At 61.6% G+C, this 21618-nt stretch carries 22 protein-coding genes; 10 read left to right on the top strand and 12 right to left on the bottom strand.

What is annotated here, in order from left to right; genetic code table 11:
• From cydB to B0G82_RS29420, 5 genes are all read right to left on the bottom strand, one after another.
• Complete coding sequence (cydB, locus tag B0G82_RS29440) at nt 1–1008, bottom strand: cytochrome d ubiquinol oxidase subunit II (protein WP_116147594.1); 1008 nt, start codon at nt 1006–1008, stop codon at nt 1–3.
• 4 nt (nt 1009–1012) lie between these two features.
• A complete protein-coding gene (locus tag B0G82_RS29435; protein ID WP_121309912.1) occupies nt 1013–2401 on the bottom strand; it encodes a cytochrome ubiquinol oxidase subunit I in 1389 nt (462 codons plus the stop codon).
• A 213-nt stretch (nt 2402–2614) separates the two neighbouring features.
• The gene (locus B0G82_RS29430) at nt 2615–5395 is read right to left on the bottom strand and encodes an ATP-dependent Clp protease ATP-binding subunit (protein WP_121309911.1); all 2781 of its coding nucleotides are present in this window, start codon (nt 5393–5395) and stop codon (nt 2615–2617) included.
• A 390-nt stretch (nt 5396–5785) separates the two neighbouring features.
• The gene (locus tag B0G82_RS29425) at nt 5786–6166 is read right to left on the bottom strand and encodes a TraR/DksA C4-type zinc finger protein (RefSeq protein WP_116122142.1); all 381 of its coding nucleotides are present in this window, start codon (nt 6164–6166) and stop codon (nt 5786–5788) included.
• A 49-nt stretch (nt 6167–6215) separates the two neighbouring features.
• Nucleotides 6216–6464, bottom strand: coding sequence for a hypothetical protein (locus B0G82_RS29420; protein WP_121309910.1), 249 nt, complete (start codon nt 6462–6464; stop codon nt 6216–6218).
• 84 nt (nt 6465–6548) lie between these two features.
• On the opposite strand from B0G82_RS29420, the gene B0G82_RS29415 reads away from it, so the two are divergent.
• Nucleotides 6549–6932: a DUF6566 family protein gene (locus B0G82_RS29415; protein WP_241974877.1), complete on the top strand. Its 384-nt coding sequence runs from the start codon at nt 6549–6551 to the stop codon at nt 6930–6932.
• A gap of 78 nt (nt 6933–7010) precedes the next feature.
• On the opposite strand, the gene B0G82_RS29410 is transcribed toward B0G82_RS29415, so the two are convergent.
• Nucleotides 7011–7367, bottom strand: a complete 357-nt coding sequence (locus B0G82_RS29410; RefSeq protein WP_241974876.1) for a host attachment protein — start codon at nt 7365–7367, stop codon at nt 7011–7013.
• 392 nt (nt 7368–7759) lie between these two features.
• On the opposite strand from B0G82_RS29410, the gene B0G82_RS29405 reads away from it, so the two are divergent.
• On the top strand, nt 7760–8629 hold the full coding sequence (locus B0G82_RS29405) for a LysR family transcriptional regulator (RefSeq protein ID WP_121309909.1): 870 nt from the start codon (nt 7760–7762) through the stop codon (nt 8627–8629).
• Nucleotides 8630–8684: 55 nt separating this feature from the next.
• On the opposite strand, the gene B0G82_RS29400 is transcribed toward B0G82_RS29405, so the two are convergent.
• Nucleotides 8685–9671: a zinc-dependent alcohol dehydrogenase family protein gene (locus B0G82_RS29400; protein ID WP_121309908.1), complete on the bottom strand. Its 987-nt coding sequence runs from the start codon at nt 9669–9671 to the stop codon at nt 8685–8687.
• A gap of 347 nt (nt 9672–10018) precedes the next feature.
• Here B0G82_RS29400 and B0G82_RS29395 point away from each other — a divergent pair, with 347 nt between their 5' ends.
• Nucleotides 10019–10363, top strand: coding sequence for a DUF4148 domain-containing protein (locus tag B0G82_RS29395; protein ID WP_116147588.1), 345 nt, complete (start codon nt 10019–10021; stop codon nt 10361–10363).
• 108 nt (nt 10364–10471) lie between these two features.
• Here B0G82_RS29395 and B0G82_RS29390 read toward each other — a convergent pair whose 3' ends face one another.
• From B0G82_RS29390 to B0G82_RS29375, 4 genes are all read right to left on the bottom strand, one after another.
• Nucleotides 10472–10885 (bottom strand): UTRA domain-containing protein, encoded by a 414-nt coding sequence (locus tag B0G82_RS29390; protein ID WP_241975026.1) that lies wholly within the window; start codon nt 10883–10885, stop codon nt 10472–10474.
• Nucleotides 10886–11067: 182 nt separating this feature from the next.
• The gene (locus B0G82_RS29385) at nt 11068–11406 is read right to left on the bottom strand and encodes a DUF190 domain-containing protein (protein ID WP_116147587.1); all 339 of its coding nucleotides are present in this window, start codon (nt 11404–11406) and stop codon (nt 11068–11070) included.
• A 150-nt stretch (nt 11407–11556) separates the two neighbouring features.
• Nucleotides 11557–12771 carry a mechanosensitive ion channel domain-containing protein gene (locus B0G82_RS29380; protein WP_121309907.1) on the bottom strand — a complete coding sequence of 405 codons (1215 nt, stop codon included), beginning with the start codon at nt 12769–12771 and terminating at the stop codon, nt 11557–11559.
• A 224-nt stretch (nt 12772–12995) separates the two neighbouring features.
• A complete protein-coding gene (locus tag B0G82_RS29375; protein ID WP_121309906.1) occupies nt 12996–13484 on the bottom strand; it encodes an SRPBCC family protein in 489 nt (162 codons plus the stop codon).
• 253 nt (nt 13485–13737) lie between these two features.
• On the opposite strand from B0G82_RS29375, the gene B0G82_RS29370 reads away from it, so the two are divergent.
• The 7 genes from B0G82_RS29370 (at nt 13738) to B0G82_RS29335 (ending at nt 21063) form a co-directional block, all read left to right on the top strand.
• The gene (locus B0G82_RS29370; RefSeq protein WP_116122153.1) at nt 13738–14172 is read left to right on the top strand and encodes a MarR family winged helix-turn-helix transcriptional regulator; all 435 of its coding nucleotides are present in this window, start codon (nt 13738–13740) and stop codon (nt 14170–14172) included.
• Nucleotides 14173–15015: 843 nt separating this feature from the next.
• Nucleotides 15016–16113: a sugar ABC transporter substrate-binding protein gene (locus B0G82_RS29360; RefSeq protein ID WP_116147584.1), complete on the top strand. Its 1098-nt coding sequence runs from the start codon at nt 15016–15018 to the stop codon at nt 16111–16113.
• An 8-nt stretch (nt 16114–16121) separates the two neighbouring features.
• Nucleotides 16122–17111: an ABC transporter permease gene (locus B0G82_RS29355; RefSeq protein ID WP_241974875.1), complete on the top strand. Its 990-nt coding sequence runs from the start codon at nt 16122–16124 to the stop codon at nt 17109–17111.
• Nucleotides 17111–17881, top strand: coding sequence for an ATP-binding cassette domain-containing protein (locus B0G82_RS29350; RefSeq protein WP_106283167.1), 771 nt, complete (start codon nt 17111–17113; stop codon nt 17879–17881). The genes B0G82_RS29355 and B0G82_RS29350 overlap by 1 nt, the downstream gene beginning before the upstream one ends.
• A gap of 150 nt (nt 17882–18031) precedes the next feature.
• Nucleotides 18032–19666, top strand: coding sequence for a D-alanyl-D-alanine carboxypeptidase (locus tag B0G82_RS29345; RefSeq protein ID WP_121309905.1), 1635 nt, complete (start codon nt 18032–18034; stop codon nt 19664–19666).
• 186 nt (nt 19667–19852) lie between these two features.
• On the top strand, nt 19853–20161 hold the full coding sequence (locus tag B0G82_RS29340) for a hypothetical protein (protein ID WP_116147582.1): 309 nt from the start codon (nt 19853–19855) through the stop codon (nt 20159–20161).
• A 53-nt stretch (nt 20162–20214) separates the two neighbouring features.
• Nucleotides 20215–21063: a transposase gene (locus B0G82_RS29335; protein WP_241974874.1), complete on the top strand. Its 849-nt coding sequence runs from the start codon at nt 20215–20217 to the stop codon at nt 21061–21063.
• 42 nt (nt 21064–21105) lie between these two features.
• Here the strand turns inward: B0G82_RS29335 and B0G82_RS29330 are convergent, their stop codons facing one another.
• Nucleotides 21106–21315 carry a hypothetical protein gene (locus B0G82_RS29330; protein ID WP_116147581.1) on the bottom strand — a complete coding sequence of 70 codons (210 nt, stop codon included), beginning with the start codon at nt 21313–21315 and terminating at the stop codon, nt 21106–21108.
• Between the last annotated feature and the right edge of the window lie 303 nt (nt 21316–21618).

Genomic DNA, 21618 nt, shown 5'->3' with positions numbered 1-21618 from the left:
TCAGTGGTAGCCGGCATCCCCTTCCCGCACCTTGCCGCGGAACACGCGGTACTGCATGGCGTTGTAGACGAGGATGACCGGCAGCACGATCACCGTGCCGACCAGCGTGAAGAGCTGGCTCGAATGACTCGACGAGGCTTCCCAGATCGTCAGCGAAGGCGGCACGATGTTCGGCCAGATGCTGATCAGCAAGCCGCTGTATCCGAGAAAGCACAGCGCAAGCGTGAGCAGGAACGGCATCGCTTCATGCTGCAGGCGAAGCGATCGAAAAATGCCCCACACGCAGGCCAGAACAAGAATCGGCACCGGCATGAACCAGCCGAGATAGCCGCTTCCGAACCAGCGATGCTCGACCGCCGGCAATCCGATCACGGTCCACAGACTCACCACGAAGATGATCCCCAGCAGCACGGCCAGCAGCGGCCGCATCACCTCGCGCATCTTGTGCTGCAGTTCGCCTTCGGTCTTGAGGATTAGCCAGCCGCAGCCGAGCGTCGCATAGGTGAAGAGCACGCCGATGCCGCAGAACAGGCTGAACGGCGACAGCCAGTCGAACGGGTCGCCGGCGAAACGGTCATCGACGATCTTGATGCCTTGCAGCAGCGACCCCAGCACGATGCCCTGGCAAAGGCCCGCGAGAGCCGACCCGGCAATGAAGGCGAGATCCCACGCATGCTGGGTCCGCGTGGCCTTCGCGCGCAATTCAAAGGCCGCGCCGCGAAAGATCAGCCCCACGACCATCAGAATCAGCGGCAGATAGTTTGCCGGCAGCAGCGTCGAATAGACGACCGGGAACGCCCCGTATAGCCCCGCGCCGCCGAGCACGAGGAACGTTTCGTTGCCGTCCCAGACCGGCGCGATGGTGTTGAGCATGACTTGCCGATCGCCTTTCTCCTCGAAAAACGGAAACAGCAGGCCGATGCCGAGATCGAAGCCGTCCAGCATCACGTAGATGAAAACGCCGAGGCCGATGATCGCAGCCCACACGACCGGAAGATCGATTTGCATGGCCTCACTCCCGTTCCAGTGCGTCCAGCGGACGATTGCGCAACACCGGATGTTTAACGGACCGACGGGCGTCGACCTGTTCCTCTGGTCCGCGCTTCATCATCTTGAGCATGTAGTAGACCCCCATACCGAATACCAGGAAGTACACCAGCACGAAGATCAGCAATGACACGCCCGCTTGCTGGGCACTGATCGGCGAGAGTGAGTCTTCGGTTCGCAGAACACCATAGACCGTCCAGGGTTGGCGGCCGACTTCCGTCGTCACCCACCCGGCCAACAGCGCGACGATTCCCGACGGCCCCATGCACAGCACGAAAATCTGATACCAGCGCGTCTCATAGAGCCGGCCTCGCACCCTGAGCAGCAACCCGAGCAAAGCGGCCAACAGCATCAGCATGCCGAGGCCCGCCATGATCCGGAAGGTCCAGAAGATGATTGGCGAATACGGGCGGTCTCTGGCGGGAAACGTCTTGAGCCCGCGGATTTCTCCATCCCAGCTATGGGTCAGAATGAGACTGCCCAAATGCGGGATTTGCAGCGCATAGCGCGTCACTTCCGCATTCATGTCGGGAAAACCGACCAGATTGAGCGCCGTGCCGCCTTTCTCGGTTTCCCACAGGCCTTCAATTGCGGCGATTTTGGCCGGCTGATATTGGCGCGTATTGAGGCCGTGCGCATCGCCGACAAAAATCTGCACCGGCGTAAGCAAAAGCAGAATCCACAACGCCATCGAAAAGCTGCGCTTGACGGGTCCGTCGCGCCGGCCATGCAACAGGTGCCACGCCCCGCACGCCGCGACGATAAAGCCGGCCACAATGAACGCGGCGATGGTCATATGCGCGAGCCGGTAGGGGAACGACGGATTGAAAATCACCTTCAGCCAGTCGACCGGTACAATCCGGCCGTTCATCATGGCGAATCCTTGCGGCGTTTGCATAAAGCTATTCGACGCGAGAATCCAGAAGGTGGACATCAACGTGCCGAGCGCCACCATCAGCGTGGCGAAGAAGTGCGCGCGCGGACTCACACGCTGCCAGCCGAACAGCATGACACCCAGAAAACCCGCCTCGAGAAAGAACGCCGTCAACACTTCATAAGTCAGGAGCGGTCCTGTGATGTTGCCGGCAATGGTGGAAAAGCCACTCCAGTTGGTGCCGAACTCGTAGGCCATCACCACGCCCGAGACCACGCCCATGCCGAAGCCGACCGCAAAGATCTTCGACCAGAATAGAAACATGTCCTTGTAGACCGCGTCGCCGGTCAGCAACCAACGCCCTTCCAGCACGGCGAGGAAGCTGGCCATGCCTATGCTGATTGCGGGGAAAATGATGTGAAATGAAACCGTGAATGCGAACTGAAGCCTGGCGAGGTGGAAGGCATCGAAGATTTCCATGATTGAACGGCGGCTCCAGGTTGTACCGGCACTTGCGCAAAGATGAACGCCTCGCGAAGCTGAGAGACATCACTCAGCCGGCGAACCGCGCGCCTCCCGTCTCTTTCCTGGTAGAAGAGTTCGGGAGGCATCATCAGGTCCGCTTCCGGATAATACCCGCCACACCGCCGACACGCTCGCTGCGTGTCCTTGCCCGTTGCCCACGCCACGCCGTCAGGAACTGGCGCCCTCCGTGGACTCCGTGCTGCCGACTTCGTCGGACGACTTCTTCTTTGTCCGGCTATTAGCGCGTTTCGCCTTGGGCGGCGTCGCCTCGCCGCGAACGAACTTCACTTCGCCGCTGTCCTTGTCATAGCTGACCTCGACATTGTCGCCCGATTTCAGTTTGCCGCCGAGAATCTCCTTGGCAAGCCGCGTTTCCAGTTCCTGGCGAATCTGGCGCTTCAGCTCGCGGGCGCCGAACTCCGGCCGGTAGCCGGCCTCGGCCAGATGGTCGACAACCGACTCGTCGATCTTGAGTGTGATGTCCTGGGCCGCCGCGGTGCGCGTGACCCGCTCGAGCTGGATCCGCACGATCGAGCGGATATTCTCGCGAGAAAGTCCGTGAAAGACGATCACCTCGTCGATGCGGTTCAGAAACTCCGGACGGAAGTGGCCCTTGAGCACATCCATCAACTCCTCGCGAAGCTCCTTTTCCGGCAGCTGGTCCGCCTCGGGCTTCTCGAGGTTATCCATGATGATATGTGCGCCGAGATTGCTGGTCGCGATGATGATCGTATTGCTGAAGTCCACCACGCGGCCCTTGCCGTCAGTCAGACGGCCGTCGTCGAACACCTGGAGCAATACATTGCTCACGTCCGCGTGTGCCTTCTCGATCTCGTCGAGCAGAATCACGCTATACGGCCGCCGCCGGACCCGCTCCGTCAGCTGGCCACCCTCGTCATAGCCGACATACCCCGGCGGCGCGCCGATCAGGCGTGCCACCGCGTGACGCTCCATATACTCGGACATGTCGATACGAATGACCGACTGTTCATCGCCGAACACCGTTTCGGCCAGCGCCTTCGCGAGTTCGGTCTTGCCGACGCCGGTCGGTCCGAGGAAGAGGAAAGTCGCGATAGGCCGGTTTGCCTGGCCGAGTCCGGCACGCGACAGGCGCACGGCGTCGCTCACGGCAAGCACCGCGTCGTCCTGACCGACCACGCGCTCACGCAGTTTGTTTTCCATGTCCAGCAGCTTCTGGCGCTCTTCCTGTGTCAGGTCCGTGACCGGAATGCCGGTTTGACGCGACACCACTTCGGCGATGGCCGCCACGGTGACTTCAAGCGTTTCCGAACCGGTCTTGCGCTGCCATGCCTCCATCTGCTCATCGAGTGTCGTCTGCTTTTCGCCGATACGTTCCTCGAACTTCTTCGCCTCGTCATAGCGCTTTCGCGAGGACGCGTAATCCTGCTCGCGCTTGAGTTGAGACATCTCGGCTTCGAGTTCCTGGATGTCCGCCGGACGCGAAGTCGCACCGATCCGTACGCGCGCGGCGGCCTGGTCGATCAGGTCGATGGCTTTGTCGGGCAGAAAGCGCGACGTGATGTAACGGTCCGACATTTCAGCGGCCGCGACAAACGCATCGTCCGCGAAGGTCACCTGATGATGCGCCTCGAGCTTGTCGCGCAGACCGCGCAGGATGACGATGGTCTGCTCGACGGTCGGCTCGGGCACCAGCACCGGCTGAAAGCGCCGCTCCAGCGCGGCGTCTTTTTCAATGTACTTCTGGTATTCGTTGAGCGTCGTCGCGCCGATCAGACTGAGTTCGCCGCGAGCCAGCGCCGGTTTGAGCACGTTCGCGATGTCGAGACCGCCCTCGCCGCCGCCCTGGCCGGCGCCCACGATCATGTGCAACTCGTCGATGAACAGAACCAGTTCGTCTTTCTTTGCCGTCACTTCGTCGATCAGCGTTTTTGCGCGTTCCTCGAACTCGCCGCGATACTTCGCACCGGCCACCATCGAATTGATATTGACCTCGACGAGCCGCTTGCCGCGCAGATTTTCGGGGACCTCGTCGTTGACGATGCGCTGCGCCAGACCTTCGACAATGGCGGTCTTGCCGACGCCGGGCTCGCCGATCAACACCGGATTGTTCTTCCTGCGCCGCGCGAGCACCTCGATCGTGCTTTCGATTTCCTGCGCGCGGCCCAGCACCGGGTCGAGCTTGCCCTGGCGCGCGAGCGCCGTGAGGTCACGCCCGAACTTGTCGAGTGTGGGCGTGCCGGTCGGTGCATCGACGCGGCCGTCCTCGGCGCCTTTGCCGACCACCTTCACCACTTTCTGCCGCAGCCCTTCCGGTGTCACACCATACTTCTTCAGCAGCGTGCCCGCGATACTGTCCGGCACCGCCGCAAGTCCGATCAGCAGATGTTCCGGGCCGACATACGAATGACCCAGATCGCGCGATGCCTGAAACCCGTACTGGAACACTTTCTTCAGGCGCGGCGAGATGGTCATTTTCTCGATCGACGCATCGGGATTCGCGGTGCCCTTCTGCGCGTGCTGATCGATATAAGCCTTGATGTCCTGCGGCGAGAGCTTGAGTTCCTTGAGCAGCGCAGTGCCGACATCGTTGTCCGCCAGTACATACAGCAGATGTTCGGTGTCAAGCTCGCTTCGCTGGAGTTCGTGCGCTTTCTCTGCCGCACGCTGCAACAACTCGAGCGTCTGTTCGCTGAAGGCGTCGGTTGCGTCGACCGATTCGCGCGGCACCTCCGCGGAGAGACTCTCGTTATCGTCGTCTTCCTCGTGCGCGCCGCCCATCCCGCCGAAGAAGCGTGACAGACCACCGCCTCCCAATAGCGAGTCGAACGGGTTCGCCATGCTCTGGTGGCGCATTAATTGACGGTAGTCGTAATCGCAAATCGATAAAGTTTTCCGCTCGCCGTTCTGCACAACGGTCACACGGGCGACGGCGGGACGGGCGTTACAGATTTCGCAAAGGGCGGGCATCGTAAAATCACCTTTCTGAGTTAAGGCATCCGATGTTGTTAAAAATTTTAGGATGCGTTCAAGTGAAGGGAGAACGCTCGGAACCTGTCGCCGGCCTTTCGTTATGGTTATGCGCGAGGCCGATGCTCCGCTGTTCAGCGTTCAAAATGGGCGTCGCTTTCGAACAGATAGCGATGCACGAGCGGCTTGCGTCAACCGGCATGCGCTTGCGCTCTCTCACTACGCGTCTGGTCGCCGCATGATTGGCATAACGAACCTAAATAAGCCGCCCTTGAATTCTATGAGTGGATTGTGAGTAAGGGGACATTGGTTTTTCCGATGGGGCGCATGGGCCGACATGCCGACGCTATCGTGCGGCGAGACGACGCGCTCTAATTCGTCTGGTCGTCACTACTTGCGGGCCTCGCGGCGGCTCTGCTCCGCCACGGTGAGAATCGCTTCTGGCATGACCTCGAGCCGCTCTTTCGGGATTGGCTGGCCGCTTTCGTCGGAGAGGCCGTAAGTGCCGTCGTCGATTTTCTGCAGCGCCCGCCCAATATCCGCAATGCGCTGGTCGTTCACGTCGTGCAGCGACTGATTGATTTCATTCTGCGCCATTCCCTGCGCCGCGTCCTCGTACTCCTCGGCCTCGTCGCCGTGCTCCTCCCGAGCCGTTCGATCGTCTGCGATCGTTTCTGCTTCGCCGCCCAGCAATTCCCGGCGCAGCGCCTCCAGGCGCTTGCGCTGCTGCGCGATGAACTCGTCACTCAAGCCGCTCTGTTGGTTCGACATAGTGTTCTCCCTCTGTATGATTGGCCCGCTGAACGTTGGGACAGCGCCGTCAACTGTCGTCGACGTTGTCCGCGTAATGGTCGACGGTAACCTTGCATTCGTCGATCACAACCTGAAGAAAAGCAGGCTCGTTTCTTTCCACCCATCTTTCCACGTGCAGGAAACGCTGCGTGCCGAGGTCGGCGATGCGCTCGGCGTCCGAGGTCGTGACATCGACCGTAACGATCCCCCGATTTGTTTGCAGAGGCGAGATCGTCGCGGAGAACTGAAAACGTCTATATGAAAATTCTTGTGCCATAGCGACTCCCCTGGCAGAAGTGAGTTAAACGTACGATTTCTTCATACGAGTGCGAGGTTTCGTGCGCGCCAGCTTGCGACCACCATGGTCATGCTACCGGGATTACGGCATGATGGCGCTAGCAACGACACGCAGGCTAAGGAGAAAACGATGCCAGCATCCACTGTGTTATACGGTGAGTTCGAGATGGTCGTGCGCCCCGAGACCAATAAGTTCGGCGCCTGGATCGCGAGCGTGAGCCTGAAAAATAGCGCGGGTAAAGTGGTCGATATTCGCCCGATGACCGTTCAGCCCGAGTGGCTGACCAAAGAAGAAGCGATCAGAGACGCGGTCGAATGGGGCCGCCGGTTCATCGATCGTGAGTTCGAGACGCCGCAACCGCACTCCTGGGTCAGCGCCCGGTCTCGCGCGGAAGACTGGTTCCGCGATGCAGAGGAAAAATCGCACGGGCCAGACATCAGTTCCTGAACGCGGCAAACCTGAACGCTGCAAAGCCGGCCCTGCAACACGCTTGCAGGCTCAGTGAAATCTTTGCGCAGCCGCTCTCTACTTACGCAGACGCGCCTCGATTTCCTGTTTACTGAGCGACACCAGATCTTCGCTGATCTGCTCGAATATCATTCGACGCGCTTCCTCGCTCAGATTCGAACGCACCATGCCGAGGAATTTCGCCTCCATGGCGAGCCGCAGCCGATTGTAGAGTTGACGGAGCCGCCCTTCTTCCAGATAGGCGGCAACCCGCTTTGCAAATTTCTCGCGGTCTTTCTCAGTCAGCGCCGTACCGGTGTATTCGTCGTTGACGAGAACTTCGACCTCCTGCAAGTCGAGCTTAAGCCCAGGCGTCTGGAAAACACGCGCGCGACCTCCGTCAGCCACGACAAGCCAGGTAACTTCGACCATCATGCACCTCTGAGCAGAATTTCCAGCGCATACGCGGCGCTCGCTCGCCGACAGTGCCGGCGACACTCACTCAAGATAGCAGTTCGAACCGGCTACGCCCAAGGTCAATTCGTCGATTTTCTCGAGCCGTGTCACCGCTTTACCAACCGCGGCTGAAGACAAGCCGAATTGCTGGCCGGCATCCGTGAAAAAACTGCACAACTACGCGGCGCGGGAAAAGGCCTTGAGAGCGTTGAGACTGTCCAGACGCGTCCGCACGATCGCGGACATTGATGTCCGATAAGCCAGGAATGTCAGCATATTGATGGTCGCGGACGCAGTCCTCGGCTTCGGCCCGACGCCAAACCGCGAAGTTCGGTACGATAAGGCCGCCTGTCGCACGAGCACATCCTGCTATGAACGAAATGACAATGGATTGGGGCGATGTCCGCGTGTTTCTCGCGATCGCCCGTTGCGGCACACTCGGCGCCGCCGCGCGTCAACTGGGACAAACCCAGCCCACCATGGGTCGCCGGCTGCGTGCGCTCGAAAGCGCGGTCGGCCAGGCCCTGTTCCAGCGTACCGCCGACGGCTTCGTACTGACCGACGAAGGCACCGCGGTGTTAAGTTTCGCGGAGCGAATGGAGGAAGAAGCGCTCGCGTTCACACGTTCGCTCGCGGGGACCACGCAGCAGTTGACGGGGTCGCTGCGCGTGTCGTCCTCGGACTGGTTCGGCATTCATGTGCTCACCCCCGTGTTCGCCGGGTTTCTCTCACGGCATCCGCAGCTCTCGATCGAGTTAATCACCGATTCGCGACGCTACAGTCTTTCACGCCGTGAAGCGGATCTCGTGTTTCGCATCACGCCGTTCGACGAACCCGACGTGATCCAGCGAAAGGTCATGGATCTGAACTACGCGCTGTACGGGCACGCCGATCTGGTGGCGCCGCAGGCCGGCGATGGCGCGGGGCAATCGCTCATTACGATGGACAGCGCCTTCGAGGCCTTGCCCGACGTGACATGGATTCGCCGCATGCTGCCGAATGCGCGAGTCGCGTACGCCAGCAACAATCGCGGCGTCCAGGCGCGCATGTGTGCCGAGGGCGGCGGCTTCGCGGTGCTGCCGTGCGCGCTTGGCGACAACACGCCGGGACTGCGGCGCATCGACCTCGGCGAAACGCCGCCGGGCCGCGAAGTGTGGCTCGGCTACCATCGCGACCTTCGGCGGCTGGGGCGGTTGCGGGCGTTGATCGACGTTGTCGTCGACAAACTCGCCAACACGTAATTGACGTCTGGCCGCCGCTGAATTCACTCACGATTGCCGCCCCGCGCGGCCAGCGTCACTCGATATCGACGACGATCTTGCCCCGCGCGCTGCGATCGGTGATTGCGTCGTACCCTTGTTCCGCCGAGCGAAGATCGAAGCGGCGCGGATCGAGTCGCGGCGTCAATTGACCCGCTTCGACAAGGCGCGTCGCCTCGCGCAGCATCTCGCCGTGATGCGCCCGGTTCCCGCCGCTCAGCAGCGCATGCAGGGTGAATACGCCCGAGTACGTCGCCTCGCGAAACGACAGCGGTGCGAGTGCGTGGGTGCCCCAACCGAGCGCGCTGACGACATGGCCGAAATGCTTGACCGCCGCGAACGATGCATCGAGCGTCGCGCCGCCCACCGTGTCGGCAACCACCTCGAATCCCGCCCCGCCCGTATGCCGCGCGACATATTGCTCGACGTTCTGCGCGGCGTAATCGATCGGCGTGGCGCCGAGGCGCATGAGTTCGTCCTGATCGCGTGCGCTCGCCGTCGCGAACACCCGTGCTCCCAGCGCCCGCGCGAGTTGCACCGAAACGTGGCCCACGCCACCCGCGCCTCCTTGCACGAGCACGGGCTGCCCGGCCTGAAGCTTCGCGCGATCCACGAGTCCCATGTAGGCGGTGATGAACACGAGCGGCAAAGAGGCGGCTTCGCGCATCGACAGATTGGCGGGCTTCAGCGCGAGCAGATCCGCGTCGACCGCGGCATATTGCGCGAGCGAACCTTGAATGCCGCCGACACCGCCTGTCATGCCGTAGACCTCATCGCCCGCTTTGAAACGCGTCACGCCCGCACCCACCGCCTCGACCACGCCGGCCATGTCGATGCCGAGCACCAGCGGCAGCGGATGTTTTGCATGAGCGGCGCCGCCTGCGCGGATTTTCGTGTCGAGCGGATTGAGACCGGCCGCCGCGATACGCACCCGCACCTGGCCGGGCGACGGTTCAGGGCGAGCCACGGTGGTGAGTTCCAGCGATCCGTTGTACTGGGAGAGAACGAGGGCTTGCATTGTCATGGTCAACGTTCCTTGCAAATACCGGTGAAAGGAAAAGCAGATGGAGCGAATAGTGACCCATGCAAACAGGTCTGAAAACTTACAAATACGCACGCTTGCCATGCATTAATGCATGAGGCAACGCCTGCGCCGCCGACCGCTTTGCGCACCCGACCCCTGAAGGGGGCAGGCCCAACATTTCAATTTCGTAATGAACCGGTGGGGATCGCGTCAGGTGCGCAAGCGCAATATGGTTTCCAGACGCTCAGAGAAGAAAGACCCGCGCAATACCAGTAGCATCGAATGAGCTGCTGCTATTCAACGAATTTCCCTCGATCAACCCTCGTATTTATTTCGGAGTCTGAATCATGAAGAAAACTATTGTTTGCCTCGCCCTCGCTGCCGCCGCCCTGTCCGCGCCGGTGCTCAGCTTCGCGCAATCCAACGGGCCGGTGACACGCGCCGAGGTCCGCAGCGATCTCGTGCAGTTGGAGCGGGCCGGCTACAGCCCGGCGCGTTCCGACGACGCCAGCTATCCGGCCGACATCCAGGCCGCCGAAGCAAAAGTCGCCGCGCAATCCACGCATGAGCAAACGCAGAGCTACGGCGGTGTGCCGGCGAACGGCACGTCGTCCGGCGGACCGGCGCATACGGCGATGCAATCGACCTGTATCGGTCCGGCCAGCTTCTGCACCCCGTACTTCGGCAAATAAGCGATATGCCGCGCCGGTCCCGTGCTTGGCGCCAGACGCACGGGACCGAGTTTGATGAAGCGCAGCGTTTTCATGCGCGAGGCAGACGTCGCGGCGGCCGCACGCGGCTCAATCCTGCAAGCCGCGCACGTACCGATAAGAACAACGGCTCGAATCGACAAAGCGCACGCGAAACTCGACCGGCTGGTCTTTGAACGTGAAGGCCGTGCGTTCGATGCGCAGCACCGGCGCGCCGACTTCGATATTCAGCGCGCGCGCCACTTCTTCGTCGGCGGCTGCGCCGCCCAGATCTTCCACCACGCGCACGACTGAGATTCCAAAATGTTCCTGGTAAAAGCCGTAAATGGAACGCGCCGTGCCTTGAACATCTCGGCTTCCGAGCGTCGGGAACACGTCGAGCCGAAACCACAAACGATCGAGCATGACAGGCACGTCATCATGCAGCCGAAGATTGTCGGCGGTGGCAAGCCGTGCGCCGCGCGCGAGCTTGAGCGTCGCGGCGAGTTCCGGGCTCGGGCCAATCGCGGCGCACTGGATTCGCCCAGACCGTCCCTATCTCGGCGAGCCCGAAGCAAAAGCGAAGGAGGCCGGCGGTTTTGCGGCGCGTATGGACGCTTACTGAACGCGGCGCCTGGCCGACGCTTGCCGGTTGGCGACGAGTTGGGCACGTCGAACCTCACGCAGTGTGAGCACGAAATCGTAGGCTAGGACTTCGTAGCGTTGCCGCTGTCATCGCCGATAACGCCGAACTCGACGGCCGTCTTCACGTAGAACAGATGCACGCCATCGGCGCGCAGCCGGTCGAATAACCGGTCGGCTTCGTCGCTCGTCACCGCCATCACGACGGACAAAGGCTGGTCCGCCAGCTCGAAGAAATGTGTGGAGTGAATGCGGTGATGGTGGCCGATTCCTTCGCAGCCTGGTATCACGGTCGCGCCGCGCAGGCCAAGTTCGCCCGCAAGATGGACGAGCCAGTCGGCCAGCGGCTTGCCGCGATGGCGGCGATCCTGTTGAGTAAAGAAAGTGACCTGATAGCCGTTCATGTCGGTGTCTCCTGTCCAAGCGGGATCGCTGTCGATTATTCTTATCAGTGGAGAGGCGCGGGCATACCTGCGTCGCCCGTTCAGTGCAGTCGTTGGCATCATCAGCCAAGCTATGGAATAAGTGTAGATGCCGGGCAGAACGAGTGCCAGCTAGGGCTGCCGGGATGCCCGGCGTTCCTGCTGCCAGCAGCGCAGGCCGAACAGTGGCACGAGCCCATAAGCGTGGTCCAGCATGTCCGATTGCAGGTTTTCGTACGGTTCCCAGCTGGTTTCGTCGACGTAGAGAAAAATCTCCAGCGCGACAACGGGCTGGCTGGACTGCACCTGGCGAATCACAACGGGCATGTCGTGGCGGATCGCCGGATGAGCGCGAAAATGCGCACCCAGATAGAGGCGATACAGCCCGAGGTTCGTGCGGCGCTGCCCGCCGCCGGGCGCGAATGCCGCGAGCGGCGGGTCGATATCGCTGTGCAGCCGGGCGAGCAGCGCCTCGTCGGGAAAGCGGACCGTGTCGGCGTCGAAATGAATCGAATGCTTGACGCGCCTGCAGCCGGACTCGGTCATGCCACGCCAGTTCTTCACACCGTTCGTCAGCAAAACGTAGCTCGGCACCATGACGATCGAGTTGTCGAAGTTCCGCACCTTGATCGTGTTCAGCGCAATGTCGATCACCGTGCCGTCGGCGACGAAGCCGGGCACTTCGATCCAGTCGCCCACCCGCAGCATGTCGTAGGCGGCGAGCTGGATGCTGGCGACGAAGCCGAGCAGCGTCTCCCGGAAGATGATGATGAGGAGCGCCGTCATCGCGCTGAGGCCCGTTAGGAAGTAAGCGGGCGAACGCTCGAGCAACACCGAAATCACGGCGATCAGCGCGATCACGTAGAACACGATGGTGGCGATCTGCAGGAAGCTCTTGATCGGCCGCTCGCTCGAGGACGGGAAGTGGCTGTAGCGCTCGCTGACGCTGTCGAGGAACGCCAGCGCGGCGCGCAGCAGCGTGTACACCATGTAGCAGGCCGCCAGCACCGACAGCGGATGCCCGAGTGCCGCGATCATCGGGAACGTGATGCCGGAAAGCAGCGGGCCGGCCGCGTAGACGATGGCGGCGGGCACGAGCGGCGCGAGCCGATGAAAGACCTTGTGGCGCTCGGCGGCTCGCAGCCACTTGTGCCGTTCCTGGCGCGCGAGGCGGCTGACGATCAACAGCATGATCGTACGCGTCACGTAGTAGCAGATCGTGCTGGCCAGCAAAATCGCGACCAGCAGCGCCACGACGAGCAGTATCGCGACAAGCTCGCTGTCGGTGTAGACGTGGAACTGATGCCAGGTTGGTCCGCTTTCGATTCGCAGCGCATTGTCGAACATGGTTTCTCCCATTGCCGGCGAACCTGTCGCGGCCGCAGCGATTCCCGACGCCCGCAGCTTAAGTACTCTCTTCTCCAACCGCCGCCGCAGCCATGTTCGCAACGTGTGACCCGGGAAGAACCGCGGCTGCGATTGCGCGTGCGGCTCTTGAACGGCAGACTGCATCGTACAACTTGCGGATTCGCAAATGCACTGATTGAACCCTGCCCTGCCCGGGTCGAGTTTTATCCCTGCTCGATCTCAAGGAGCCGCGCGTCAAGCCGCCGCGCTAGCGCCGCGCCGCCTTCGCGCATCACCACGTCGTGATTCCATTGGAAAACCGGTCGCAGCAACGGCGCCAACGCATTCATCCACGCGCGTTTCGTGTGCACGCACCAGTCATAGCGGACCACGGTCAGGTTGCGCCCGTCGGTCGAAAAGCTCCACCGGCCTGCGCCTTCGACGTCGCCACTGGCCTCCCCCTCCAGCGCGACCAACGGGTCGACGCGCGTCACCCGCATATCGAACACGAGGCGGTAGGGCAACCGGCCTTTCCACGTGTAGCGTTGAACGACGCCCACGCCTTGATCCGAACCCGCCTCCAGTTGGTCCACGCGCTCGACGTTATGCCACCATTCGGGCCAGCGCGCCGAGTCCTGGATTGCCGCCCACACTTCCTGCACTGGCGCATCGATGCGCCAGATGGTGGAAAAGCGGTATTCGACGGTGCGCAAGCTGCCTCCATTCTTAATCTTGTTCCGGAGATTTTGGCAGATGCTCGTTGCACTTGCCACCACCGGCGAAACTGCGCCGCGCGACAAAACGTAGAACAGCCGGAAGCAGCCGGCGGCCGCTGACGCGCTCGGCGTCAGGATTAACTGTCGCCCGTCGTCCGATAGGACTCATGCTAGGATAAAAGTTCGCGCACGAACTAAATTACAGCAACAAAAGCGCCGTCCGCCGGAGCGCAACAGGTGAGGTTGAAACATGGATCATCGGCTCGTGTATCTGCTCAACGTGGGCCAAAAGCGCCTGCATCGGTGGTCGCAAACTCGGACCGCCGCAGGTGGAGTCACTGCGGCGCAGGCGGGGCTGCTTTTCTTTCTCGGGAAAAACGACGGTGCACTCACGAGCGAGGCGGCTGCGGCGCTCGATCTCAAGGCACCGGGAATGAGCGGGCTGGTCGACAGAGCGGAGCGGGCCGGTCTCCTGGAACGCCATTCGGACGAACTCGATGGGCGCGCATCGCGACTTTGGCTAACGGCGGCAGGACGCACCGCACTCAAGCGATCGAAGTCGGGCCTCGCTGAGCTGAATGTCAGGCTGACGGAAGGATTTACGGAGGCCGAGATCGACGTGGTTGCGCGCTGGCTGACGAGTTTGCAGGACAAGTTCCCCGATGTCGACGAGGAAACGGCGTAAGGCGACACCTGAGGACGGCGGCAGCAGCGTGTCGCCGTGTTGCCCGGCAGTGTTCGCCGCTCCCATCAGCGTGGAATCCTGGTGAAGTCCGGCCGGCGTTTCTGAGCAAACGCCAGGAATGCTTCTTTTGCCTCCACGGCGGCAAGCCGCCCCATGAATGTGACTTTCTCGATCCATCTGGACTGTCAGCCGCTCGGTGTCCCGCATGAGCCGTTTCGTTGCTGCCAGTGATCCGTAGGCACGCAGGGCACATTTGAGTCCATCAACATATTCGCATGCGAAATATATAATATTCGCATACGAAGTAACCGTGTTTGTCATCGACCAGGCGGGTCAGCGAGAACGTCGTTGCGGGACGCAAGTGCGACCCGCTTTTGGAAAACATCGGGAATTCGACCGCGAACCCGGCGACTTCCGGTACGCCGCACTTCATGCGTTCTGCAAGCTTTCAGAAAAGCGCGATATGCGTCGCGAATCCCAATAATTGGTCTGCAGCAACCCTGAACCGTCGGGCAGTATGGAGCGAACGCTTCCCGTTCTTCTCATCCGTCTTCTTTCAGGCATCAACTCGGTAGTAATACTATTAAATCGGTGTATCGTGCACAAAAAAAGCCGCGCGTTGCACGCCAGTCATTCATATTCAAACGAGTTAAGGGTATACATCGATTAGTAGCCAAAAGTGCGTGATATAGCATTTTCGTGGGGTAGTCATGCGTACGCGCGTGCACGTGGGCTTTCCGAAAGGAGCGATGCCCAGCTCCGGCACCTGTCTTGCCGGAGTTTTTTCTGCTTGCGCCGTTACAACCAGTGAAACGTTCTACAACTGAGAGACGGGAGACTGAGATGGCGCAATCGAAGGAAGACAAGGACGAAGTACAGGGGACGCGTCGTGGATTGCTGCAGGGCGCAGGCCTGACCGCGGCACTGGCGCTAATGGGTGGAATGGGCGGCATGAGTGGAATGATCTCGTCGGCCCAGGCGGCGGAAGGCGGCTCGTTTCCGGCACACAAACGTTGGAAGATCGTGTTCGTCAACCATGTCACGACGAATCCCTTCTTCGTGCCCACGCAATACGGCATTCAGGACGCGACTGCCTTGCTCGGCATGGACTATCAATGGACCGGCTCGGCCAATGCCGACATCGGCGAAATGGTGAATGCGGTCAACGCGGCGATTGCCGCGAAAGCCGATGCGATCGCAGTACCGATCGTCGACCCCAAGGCGTTCGACAAACCCATCCAGGCCGCGCTCGACGCCGGCATTCCCGTGTTCGCCTATAACGCCGACGCGCCTTCGGGTTCCACCAATCCGCGCCTTGCGTACATCGGCCAGGATCTTTATCTGTCCGGCTATCAGATGGGCGAGCGGATCGTGAGCCTCATCGACAGCGGCCTCGTCGCGCTCTTTATCGCCACCCCCGGCCAACTCAACATTCAGCCCCGGCTCGATGGCGCGGCGGCTGCAATCAAGAAATCGGGCAAGAAGATCGACGTGCAGACCATCGCCACCGGCGCGACCGTCAACGAAGAACTCTCGAAGATCAAATCCTTCTTTCTCGGCCACCAGGATCTCAAAGGCATGTTCGCGGTGGACGCGGGAAGCACCCAGGGCGTCGCCGAAGTCATGAAGGAATCCAACCTGCCGTCCAAGGGCGTGCACGGCGGCGGCTTCGATCTGCTGCCGCGCACGGTCGATCTGATTCACGACGGCTTCCTCGACTTCACCATCGACCAGCAGCCGTACGTGCAAGGTTTCTATACCGTGGTCGAGGCGTTTACCTTCCTCGCCTCCGGCGGCCTCGTCGGGCCGGCCAACGTCAACACGGGCCTGAAGTTCGTCACCAAGGGCACGGTCGATCCGTACCTGAACACATCGACGCGCTATGAAGGCAAGAGCACGAAACCCCAGATCGTGCCACGCACGGGTGCGATCAAAGGGTGACGTCTTCCGTGACGGACGCCCAGCAAGCCGCCAAACGTCCGAGGCGCTGGTCCGGCGCGCTCGGGCGTTCCAGCGAGATCCGCATCTTCGCGGTGGCGCTCATCCTCTGCATCTACTTCGAGACAGTCAATCATGACTTTCTGCTGACCGGCGCGAGTCTGCAGAATCTCTCGCAATTCATCGCGCCAGTGGCGATCATTGCCTTTGGCGAAATCATGCTGATGATCGGCGGAGAGATCGATCTCTCTGCCGGGATGGTCTTCGCGTTTGCGCCTTTCATCATGCATTTCGCCATCGAGGCGGGCTTGCCGCCGTGGCTCGGCATGCTCACCGGCCTGGTGGCCGCGGCCATCGTCGGGCTGATCAATGGCGCGGTGACGGTGTACCTGCGCATCCCATCGTTCGTGACGACGCTCGGCACCTTGTTCTTCGTGAACGGCCTCACGCTGACCATCTCGCGAGGCACGCCGGTTTCGCCACCGGAAAATTCAGCGTTCGCGGCATTCATGGGCGAATGGGGCTACAGCGAAATCATCTGGACGCTCGCCATTGCGGCCTTCATGCACGTGCTGCTGCGCCACACCCGCTGGGGTTTGCACACGATCGCGTCGGGCGCGAATCCGCTAGGCGCGAGCGAGGCGGGGATCCAGGTCAGACGCCTGAAGCTCGGCAACTTCATTCTTGCGGCGCTGCTCGCCGGACTGACCGGGATCCTGGAGGGGTTCCGCATCACGTCGATCGATCCGCAAGCAGGCGGCAACCAGATCATGTTTCTCGCCGTCGCCGCTGCCGTGATCGGCGGCACGCCCCTCGCCGGCGGATCGGGCACGATCATCGGCGGACTGATCGGCGCGGCGGTGCTCGGCATTCTCAACGACGGCTTCACGCTGATCGGCATCAACGCCTTCACCTTCAACATGATTCTCGGCGCGGCGATTCTCGGCGCCATGATCTTCAACATCCACGTGGTTCGTCTCGCGCGCAAGGGGGAGTTGTAATGTCCGAAGTGCTGGAGGCGCTGCGCGGCGAAGACATCGTCAAACGTTTCGGCGCGGTCACCGCGCTCGATGGCGTTTCGCTCACGCTGAAACAGGGCGAGATTCTTGGCGTGCTCGGCGACAACGGCGCGGGCAAATCGACACTGATCAAGATTCTGACAGGCTTTCATCAGCAGACGAGCGGCAAGCTTTTTGTCGGCGGCGAGGAAACGCTGCTGCGCTCGGTCGATCACGCCCGTTCACTCGGCATTGAATGTGTGTATCAGGATCTGGCGCTCGCCAATTCTCTGAGCATCTATCACAACATGTTCCTGAATCGGGAGATCATCCGCCGAGGGCCATTTCGGCTGTTGGACAATCGCGCCATGCGCGAGCGCGCCGCGGAGTGTCTTGAAGAAATCGGCGTGCACGTGCCCTCGGTCGATCTGCCGGTCGAGCAGCTTTCGGGCGGCCAGCGGCAAGCTATCGCGGTCGCACGCGCAGTCAATTCGAACGCAAAGATTCTGTTGCTCGACGAACCGCTGGCCGCGATGGGCGCCCGCGAGGCGGGACTCATCATCGACCTGATCCTTCGGCTCAAGGCGAAAGGCGGCCTGTCTATCGTCATGATCATGCACAACTACGCGCAGACGCTCGACATCGCGGACCGTGTGATGCTCATGCAACGCGGACGGGTGACTTATCAGCGCGAGGCAGCCAGCACGTCGGTGGAAGAACTGATGGATATCGTGCGGCGCGAATATCGGGCGATGCGGTCGGCGACGCATTAATACCCGAACCGGCGACCCGCCGGCTTTGCTCCTGGAGCTTATCGAATAGCCGCGCCCCGCTCGCAAGCGCCGAACCCGAATACGCTGCGAGTCGAGCCGCTTAACGAACAGTCAAGTGCGGTCAAGTCCAGCCAACGCCGGAGACATGCCATGAGCCCGACAATGGATCGACAGTGGAAGCGGTGGGCCGCAATCGCGGGCGCCGCTCTGCTGGTGTCGTGCGGCGATTCGCTCAGTTCGAGTCCGACGGTTCCCGATTCGATCATGCAGGTGATGCAAAAACCGGTCTACAAGAACGCGACCTGGTCGATGCAGGTGGTCGATCTTGACTCGGGCCACGTGATCTACGACCTGAATTCCAGCGCCCAGATGTTGATCGGCTCAGTGCGCAAGCTCTTTTCGGTCGGCTCAGCACTGAATCAACTGGGCGCGCGGCACCAGTTCGTCACGCCGGTCTACCGGCAGGGCACGCTCGATGCGGGCGGCACCCTCACCGGCAATCTGATCCTGCTGGCAAGCGGCGACCTGACGATGGGCGGCCGAGCCAACCCGGACGGCACGATCGCCATCACGAACTTCGATCACAACGAGGCCAACTCGCTGGGCAACGCCATACTCGCCACGCCCGATCCGCTCGCCGGCTTCAATTCCCTCGCGGCGCAGGTGGCGGCGGCGGGCATCAAAACGATCAATGGCGATGTCGTGATCGACGACCGGCTTTTCGAGCCCTTCGACTTTCGCGGCGAATTCGACGTGCGGCCGATCTTCGTCAATGACGATGTGGTCGACGTCACCCTGAACCAGAGCGCCGAAGGCTCGGCCGCTCCGTTCGACTGGCGGCCCAAAACAGCCGCGTTCAGCGTGCAATCCACGCTAGCGACGGGCAGCGCGGCCTCGCAACTGGACATTGAACTCGCACCGGAACTGCCGTTGTGCATCGGCTCACCAGGTTGTATCGGCAACATAACCGGCAACGTGCCGGCGGGTTTCACGCCGCCACTGACGAACGCCTACCCGCTGATCCGCACGTTCCGCGTGACCCAGCCTTCCAATTACGCTCGCACCGTGTTCATCGAAGCGCTGGCGCGCGCGGGTGTCACGGTTTCGGCGACGCCCGTCGCCGCCAATCCGGTTCAGTTGCTGCCCGTGCGAGGCTCGTATTCGAGCGCGACGCAGGTTGCGCAACTCATTTCGCAACCGTATGAGCAATACGTCAGATACGTCATGAAGGTCAGCTATAACATCGGTGCCGACACCAGCCTCATGCTGTTCGGTCTCGCACGCGACGGTTCGACGACGCTGACCGGCGCGCTAGCGGCGGAACAGGTCCAACTCTCGAACACGTTCAAGATACCGTCGAGCGAGTACCACTTCATCGACGGCAGTGGCGGCGGCGACTCGACGGCGAGCGGCACGGCGGTCATCGCCATGCTCAGAGGCATGAGCACGACGCAGGTCTTTTCGCCCTTTTTCGACGCGTTGCCGGTGCTGGGCGTGGACGGATCGCTGGCCACCATCACCGCCTTCGAATCCGATGCGACGCTTGCAGGGGCGAAAGGCCAGGTGCACGCGAAGACCGGCACTTACGTCACGGAGAACCCAAACACGCCATCGCTGCCGTTCCTGAGAGGACAATCCCTCGCCGGCTATATCGATGCGAAAAGCGGCCACCGGATCGCGTTCGTACTGACGGTGAACAACGTTCCTATTTCGGGCATCAGCGACGTGCTCGCAGTGTTTCAGGACGAAGGCACGATATCGGCGATGCTCTGGAAACTGCAGTAGTGCGGGCGCGTCCGCTCTTTGCGTCGATATAGCCGGTCATCGGCAGACGCAGACCGAGCCGGTTAAGGATTTCCTGACCCGAAGTTCAGCATCGGCCCCCCTCATTTTCTTGATCTCCTGACAGCACTGCGAAAACTGGCCGCATACGATGAACGCACGCCGATCGTCCTTCGTCCGAGTGCTGCCATGGTTCCGTATCTGTCTGAAAGAGAAAATTCGATCGAGCACGTCAACGCGATGTGCTTGCGCCTCTTCGACCGGTGGTGCGAAACCAGAAGCGTCGTACCGCTAGCGTATCTGCTAAAGGGCTGGCCGATGACGAACGGCGACCCCGACACCCTCCGGCGTCTCGGAACCGCGTTGCGTGAGCTCAGACGGCAACATCTGCACGATTCCAACGACGCCGCCTTTCAGGAAGTCTGCGAGCTATCGGATTGTGTAGACGATCTGCTGATCCTTTCCTCCCTGCCAACGTCGGTGACAAGCGGCTGGTAGCGCGAACGGCGACAGCCGGGCCCGCGCAATGCAATGAGTAGGGGGAGGACAGCGTGCATTTCAACGAAATCAGTGACGAAGAGTGGCTGCTGCTCGCGCCCGTCCTGGCCGATCCCCCGCTTATACACCGGCAGCGCGGCCGGCCACGCGCAGCGGTTCGCGCGGTGGCGAATGCCGTGCTGTGGGTACTCACAACCGGCGATCCCTGGTCCACGTTGCCAAGCCACTATCCGTCGGTGCCGACGTGCCGGCACCGCTTCGAGGCGTGGCGTTCGAGCGGCGCCCTTGCGCAGATGTACCGGATCCTTTCGAGCAGCGGCCGCAAGTTCCGGTGCGGTCCGCAACTGACACTGGAACGCCGCAACGCCGTGACGCGCGGCATCGACCGCCAGACTCGAGACGAAGGTTTTCGGCGGGTGTTCTGGAGAGACCAGGCGTCGTGGCAGACATCGCGCGAGACATGGCAGTCGTCCCAAACGGCGGATATTTTCAAGGATCTTGCGCGCGATCTCCCGCACCCCGCCAACTCCGAGCATGCCATGCCCGAGCGCGTCGAACCCCGCGCGCCGGTGACACACCTCCCTGCCATTCATCGAGTCGCGGCGCCATGGATGGGCCTCGCGTCGAAAGGCCGAACCGAATCCGACCCGCGCGGTTACGTCATCTACATTGCCGCCGATCGGCTGGCGAACGCCCGTTTCCGCGGATGGACCGAGATCGTGCGCGACGATCGGCGAGTTGCGCGCTCAGGGCTGATCGGGCCGAGCTTCAAGAATTGCGAGACGGCACAGCAATACGCGCTCGAATGGGCCTGGCGGTGGATCGACGAGGAAAGCGGTGAAGACGGCAACGCCGCCGAACTGGACAGCGACGTCCGGCAGCAAAAAACGCGCGCGGGGTGAGCGACGCATCGACGCGGCGGATGCCCCGGCGCGTCCGCTGCGTCAATGCACCACGCCGAAGATCGCGTTGACGCCCTCCGCGGGTGTCAGGCCCACGTCGAAATAACCTTCCAGCCTCAAAGCGGTCGCGTCGTCGAGTATGAAAGGCGGCTGGATGAAGCCGGTCGCGAATGCGTGGTCGTACCAGTCGCTCAGCCACGCGCGCAATTTGGTTTCGTGGCCCGACAGCGTCCCCAGGTTGTCTGCGTTCATCGATAAACTCCTTTGTGCGGCCTTGTTCACGTCAACTGGCGAGCGGTTCGAAGCTCATTCTGCACAGATCCTTTGCCGGCGGAAATACGTGCCAGGTACCATCGTCGTGCCGGAAGAAGAACAGCAGGATCGGACCGTCCGGACGCCTGATTTCGACGCATACCCGGCAAATCCGACCGTCCGGCGAACCATGCAGCGTAAGCACACGAACGGGTAGCGTACCCGCCGTTGCCAATAATTTGTCGCGCAGTCCGCGTAGTGAGCTTTTTGTCGCATCCACATCTGCCCCCGCACTTCAGGTTC

It is taken from the genome of Paraburkholderia sp. BL17N1 (assembly GCF_003634175.1).
GTDB lineage: Bacteria > Pseudomonadota > Gammaproteobacteria > Burkholderiales > Burkholderiaceae > Paraburkholderia.
The sequence above is the reverse complement of the archived record's forward strand: the minus strand, read 5'-3'. Positions and strand labels throughout refer to the sequence as shown.

Excerpts from the sequence above, each read along its gene's own strand:
- B0G82_RS29410 (WP_241974876.1), bottom strand. The coding sequence starts at position 7,367 with ATGATGGTCGAAGTTACCTGGCTTGTCGTGGCTGACGGAGGTCGCGCG.
- B0G82_RS29360 (WP_116147584.1), top strand. The coding sequence starts at position 15,016 with ATGGCGCAATCGAAGGAAGACAAGGACGAAGTACAGGGGACGCGTCGT.
- B0G82_RS29405 (WP_121309909.1), top strand. The coding sequence starts at position 7,760 with ATGAACGAAATGACAATGGATTGGGGCGATGTCCGCGTGTTTCTCGCG.
- B0G82_RS29420 (WP_121309910.1), bottom strand. The coding sequence starts at position 6,464 with ATGGCACAAGAATTTTCATATAGACGTTTTCAGTTCTCCGCGACGATC.
- B0G82_RS29370 (WP_116122153.1), top strand. The coding sequence starts at position 13,738 with ATGGATCATCGGCTCGTGTATCTGCTCAACGTGGGCCAAAAGCGCCTG.
- cydB (WP_116147594.1), bottom strand. The coding sequence starts at position 1,008 with ATGCAAATCGATCTTCCGGTCGTGTGGGCTGCGATCATCGGCCTCGGC.
- B0G82_RS29350 (WP_106283167.1), top strand. The coding sequence starts at position 17,111 with ATGTCCGAAGTGCTGGAGGCGCTGCGCGGCGAAGACATCGTCAAACGT.
- B0G82_RS29425 (WP_116122142.1), bottom strand. The coding sequence starts at position 6,166 with ATGTCGAACCAACAGAGCGGCTTGAGTGACGAGTTCATCGCGCAGCAG.
- B0G82_RS29435 (WP_121309912.1), bottom strand. The coding sequence starts at position 2,401 with ATGGAAATCTTCGATGCCTTCCACCTCGCCAGGCTTCAGTTCGCATTC.
- B0G82_RS29380 (WP_121309907.1), bottom strand. The coding sequence starts at position 12,771 with ATGTTCGACAATGCGCTGCGAATCGAAAGCGGACCAACCTGGCATCAG.
- B0G82_RS29345 (WP_121309905.1), top strand. The coding sequence starts at position 18,032 with ATGAGCCCGACAATGGATCGACAGTGGAAGCGGTGGGCCGCAATCGCG.
- B0G82_RS29340 (WP_116147582.1), top strand. The coding sequence starts at position 19,853 with ATGGTTCCGTATCTGTCTGAAAGAGAAAATTCGATCGAGCACGTCAAC.
- B0G82_RS29400 (WP_121309908.1), bottom strand. The coding sequence starts at position 9,671 with ATGACAATGCAAGCCCTCGTTCTCTCCCAGTACAACGGATCGCTGGAA.
- B0G82_RS29430 (WP_121309911.1), bottom strand. The coding sequence starts at position 5,395 with ATGCCCGCCCTTTGCGAAATCTGTAACGCCCGTCCCGCCGTCGCCCGT.
- B0G82_RS29330 (WP_116147581.1), bottom strand. The coding sequence starts at position 21,315 with ATGAACGCAGACAACCTGGGGACGCTGTCGGGCCACGAAACCAAATTG.
- B0G82_RS29385 (WP_116147587.1), bottom strand. The coding sequence starts at position 11,406 with ATGAACGGCTATCAGGTCACTTTCTTTACTCAACAGGATCGCCGCCAT.
- B0G82_RS29395 (WP_116147588.1), top strand. The coding sequence starts at position 10,019 with ATGAAGAAAACTATTGTTTGCCTCGCCCTCGCTGCCGCCGCCCTGTCC.
- B0G82_RS29415 (WP_241974877.1), top strand. The coding sequence starts at position 6,549 with ATGGTCATGCTACCGGGATTACGGCATGATGGCGCTAGCAACGACACG.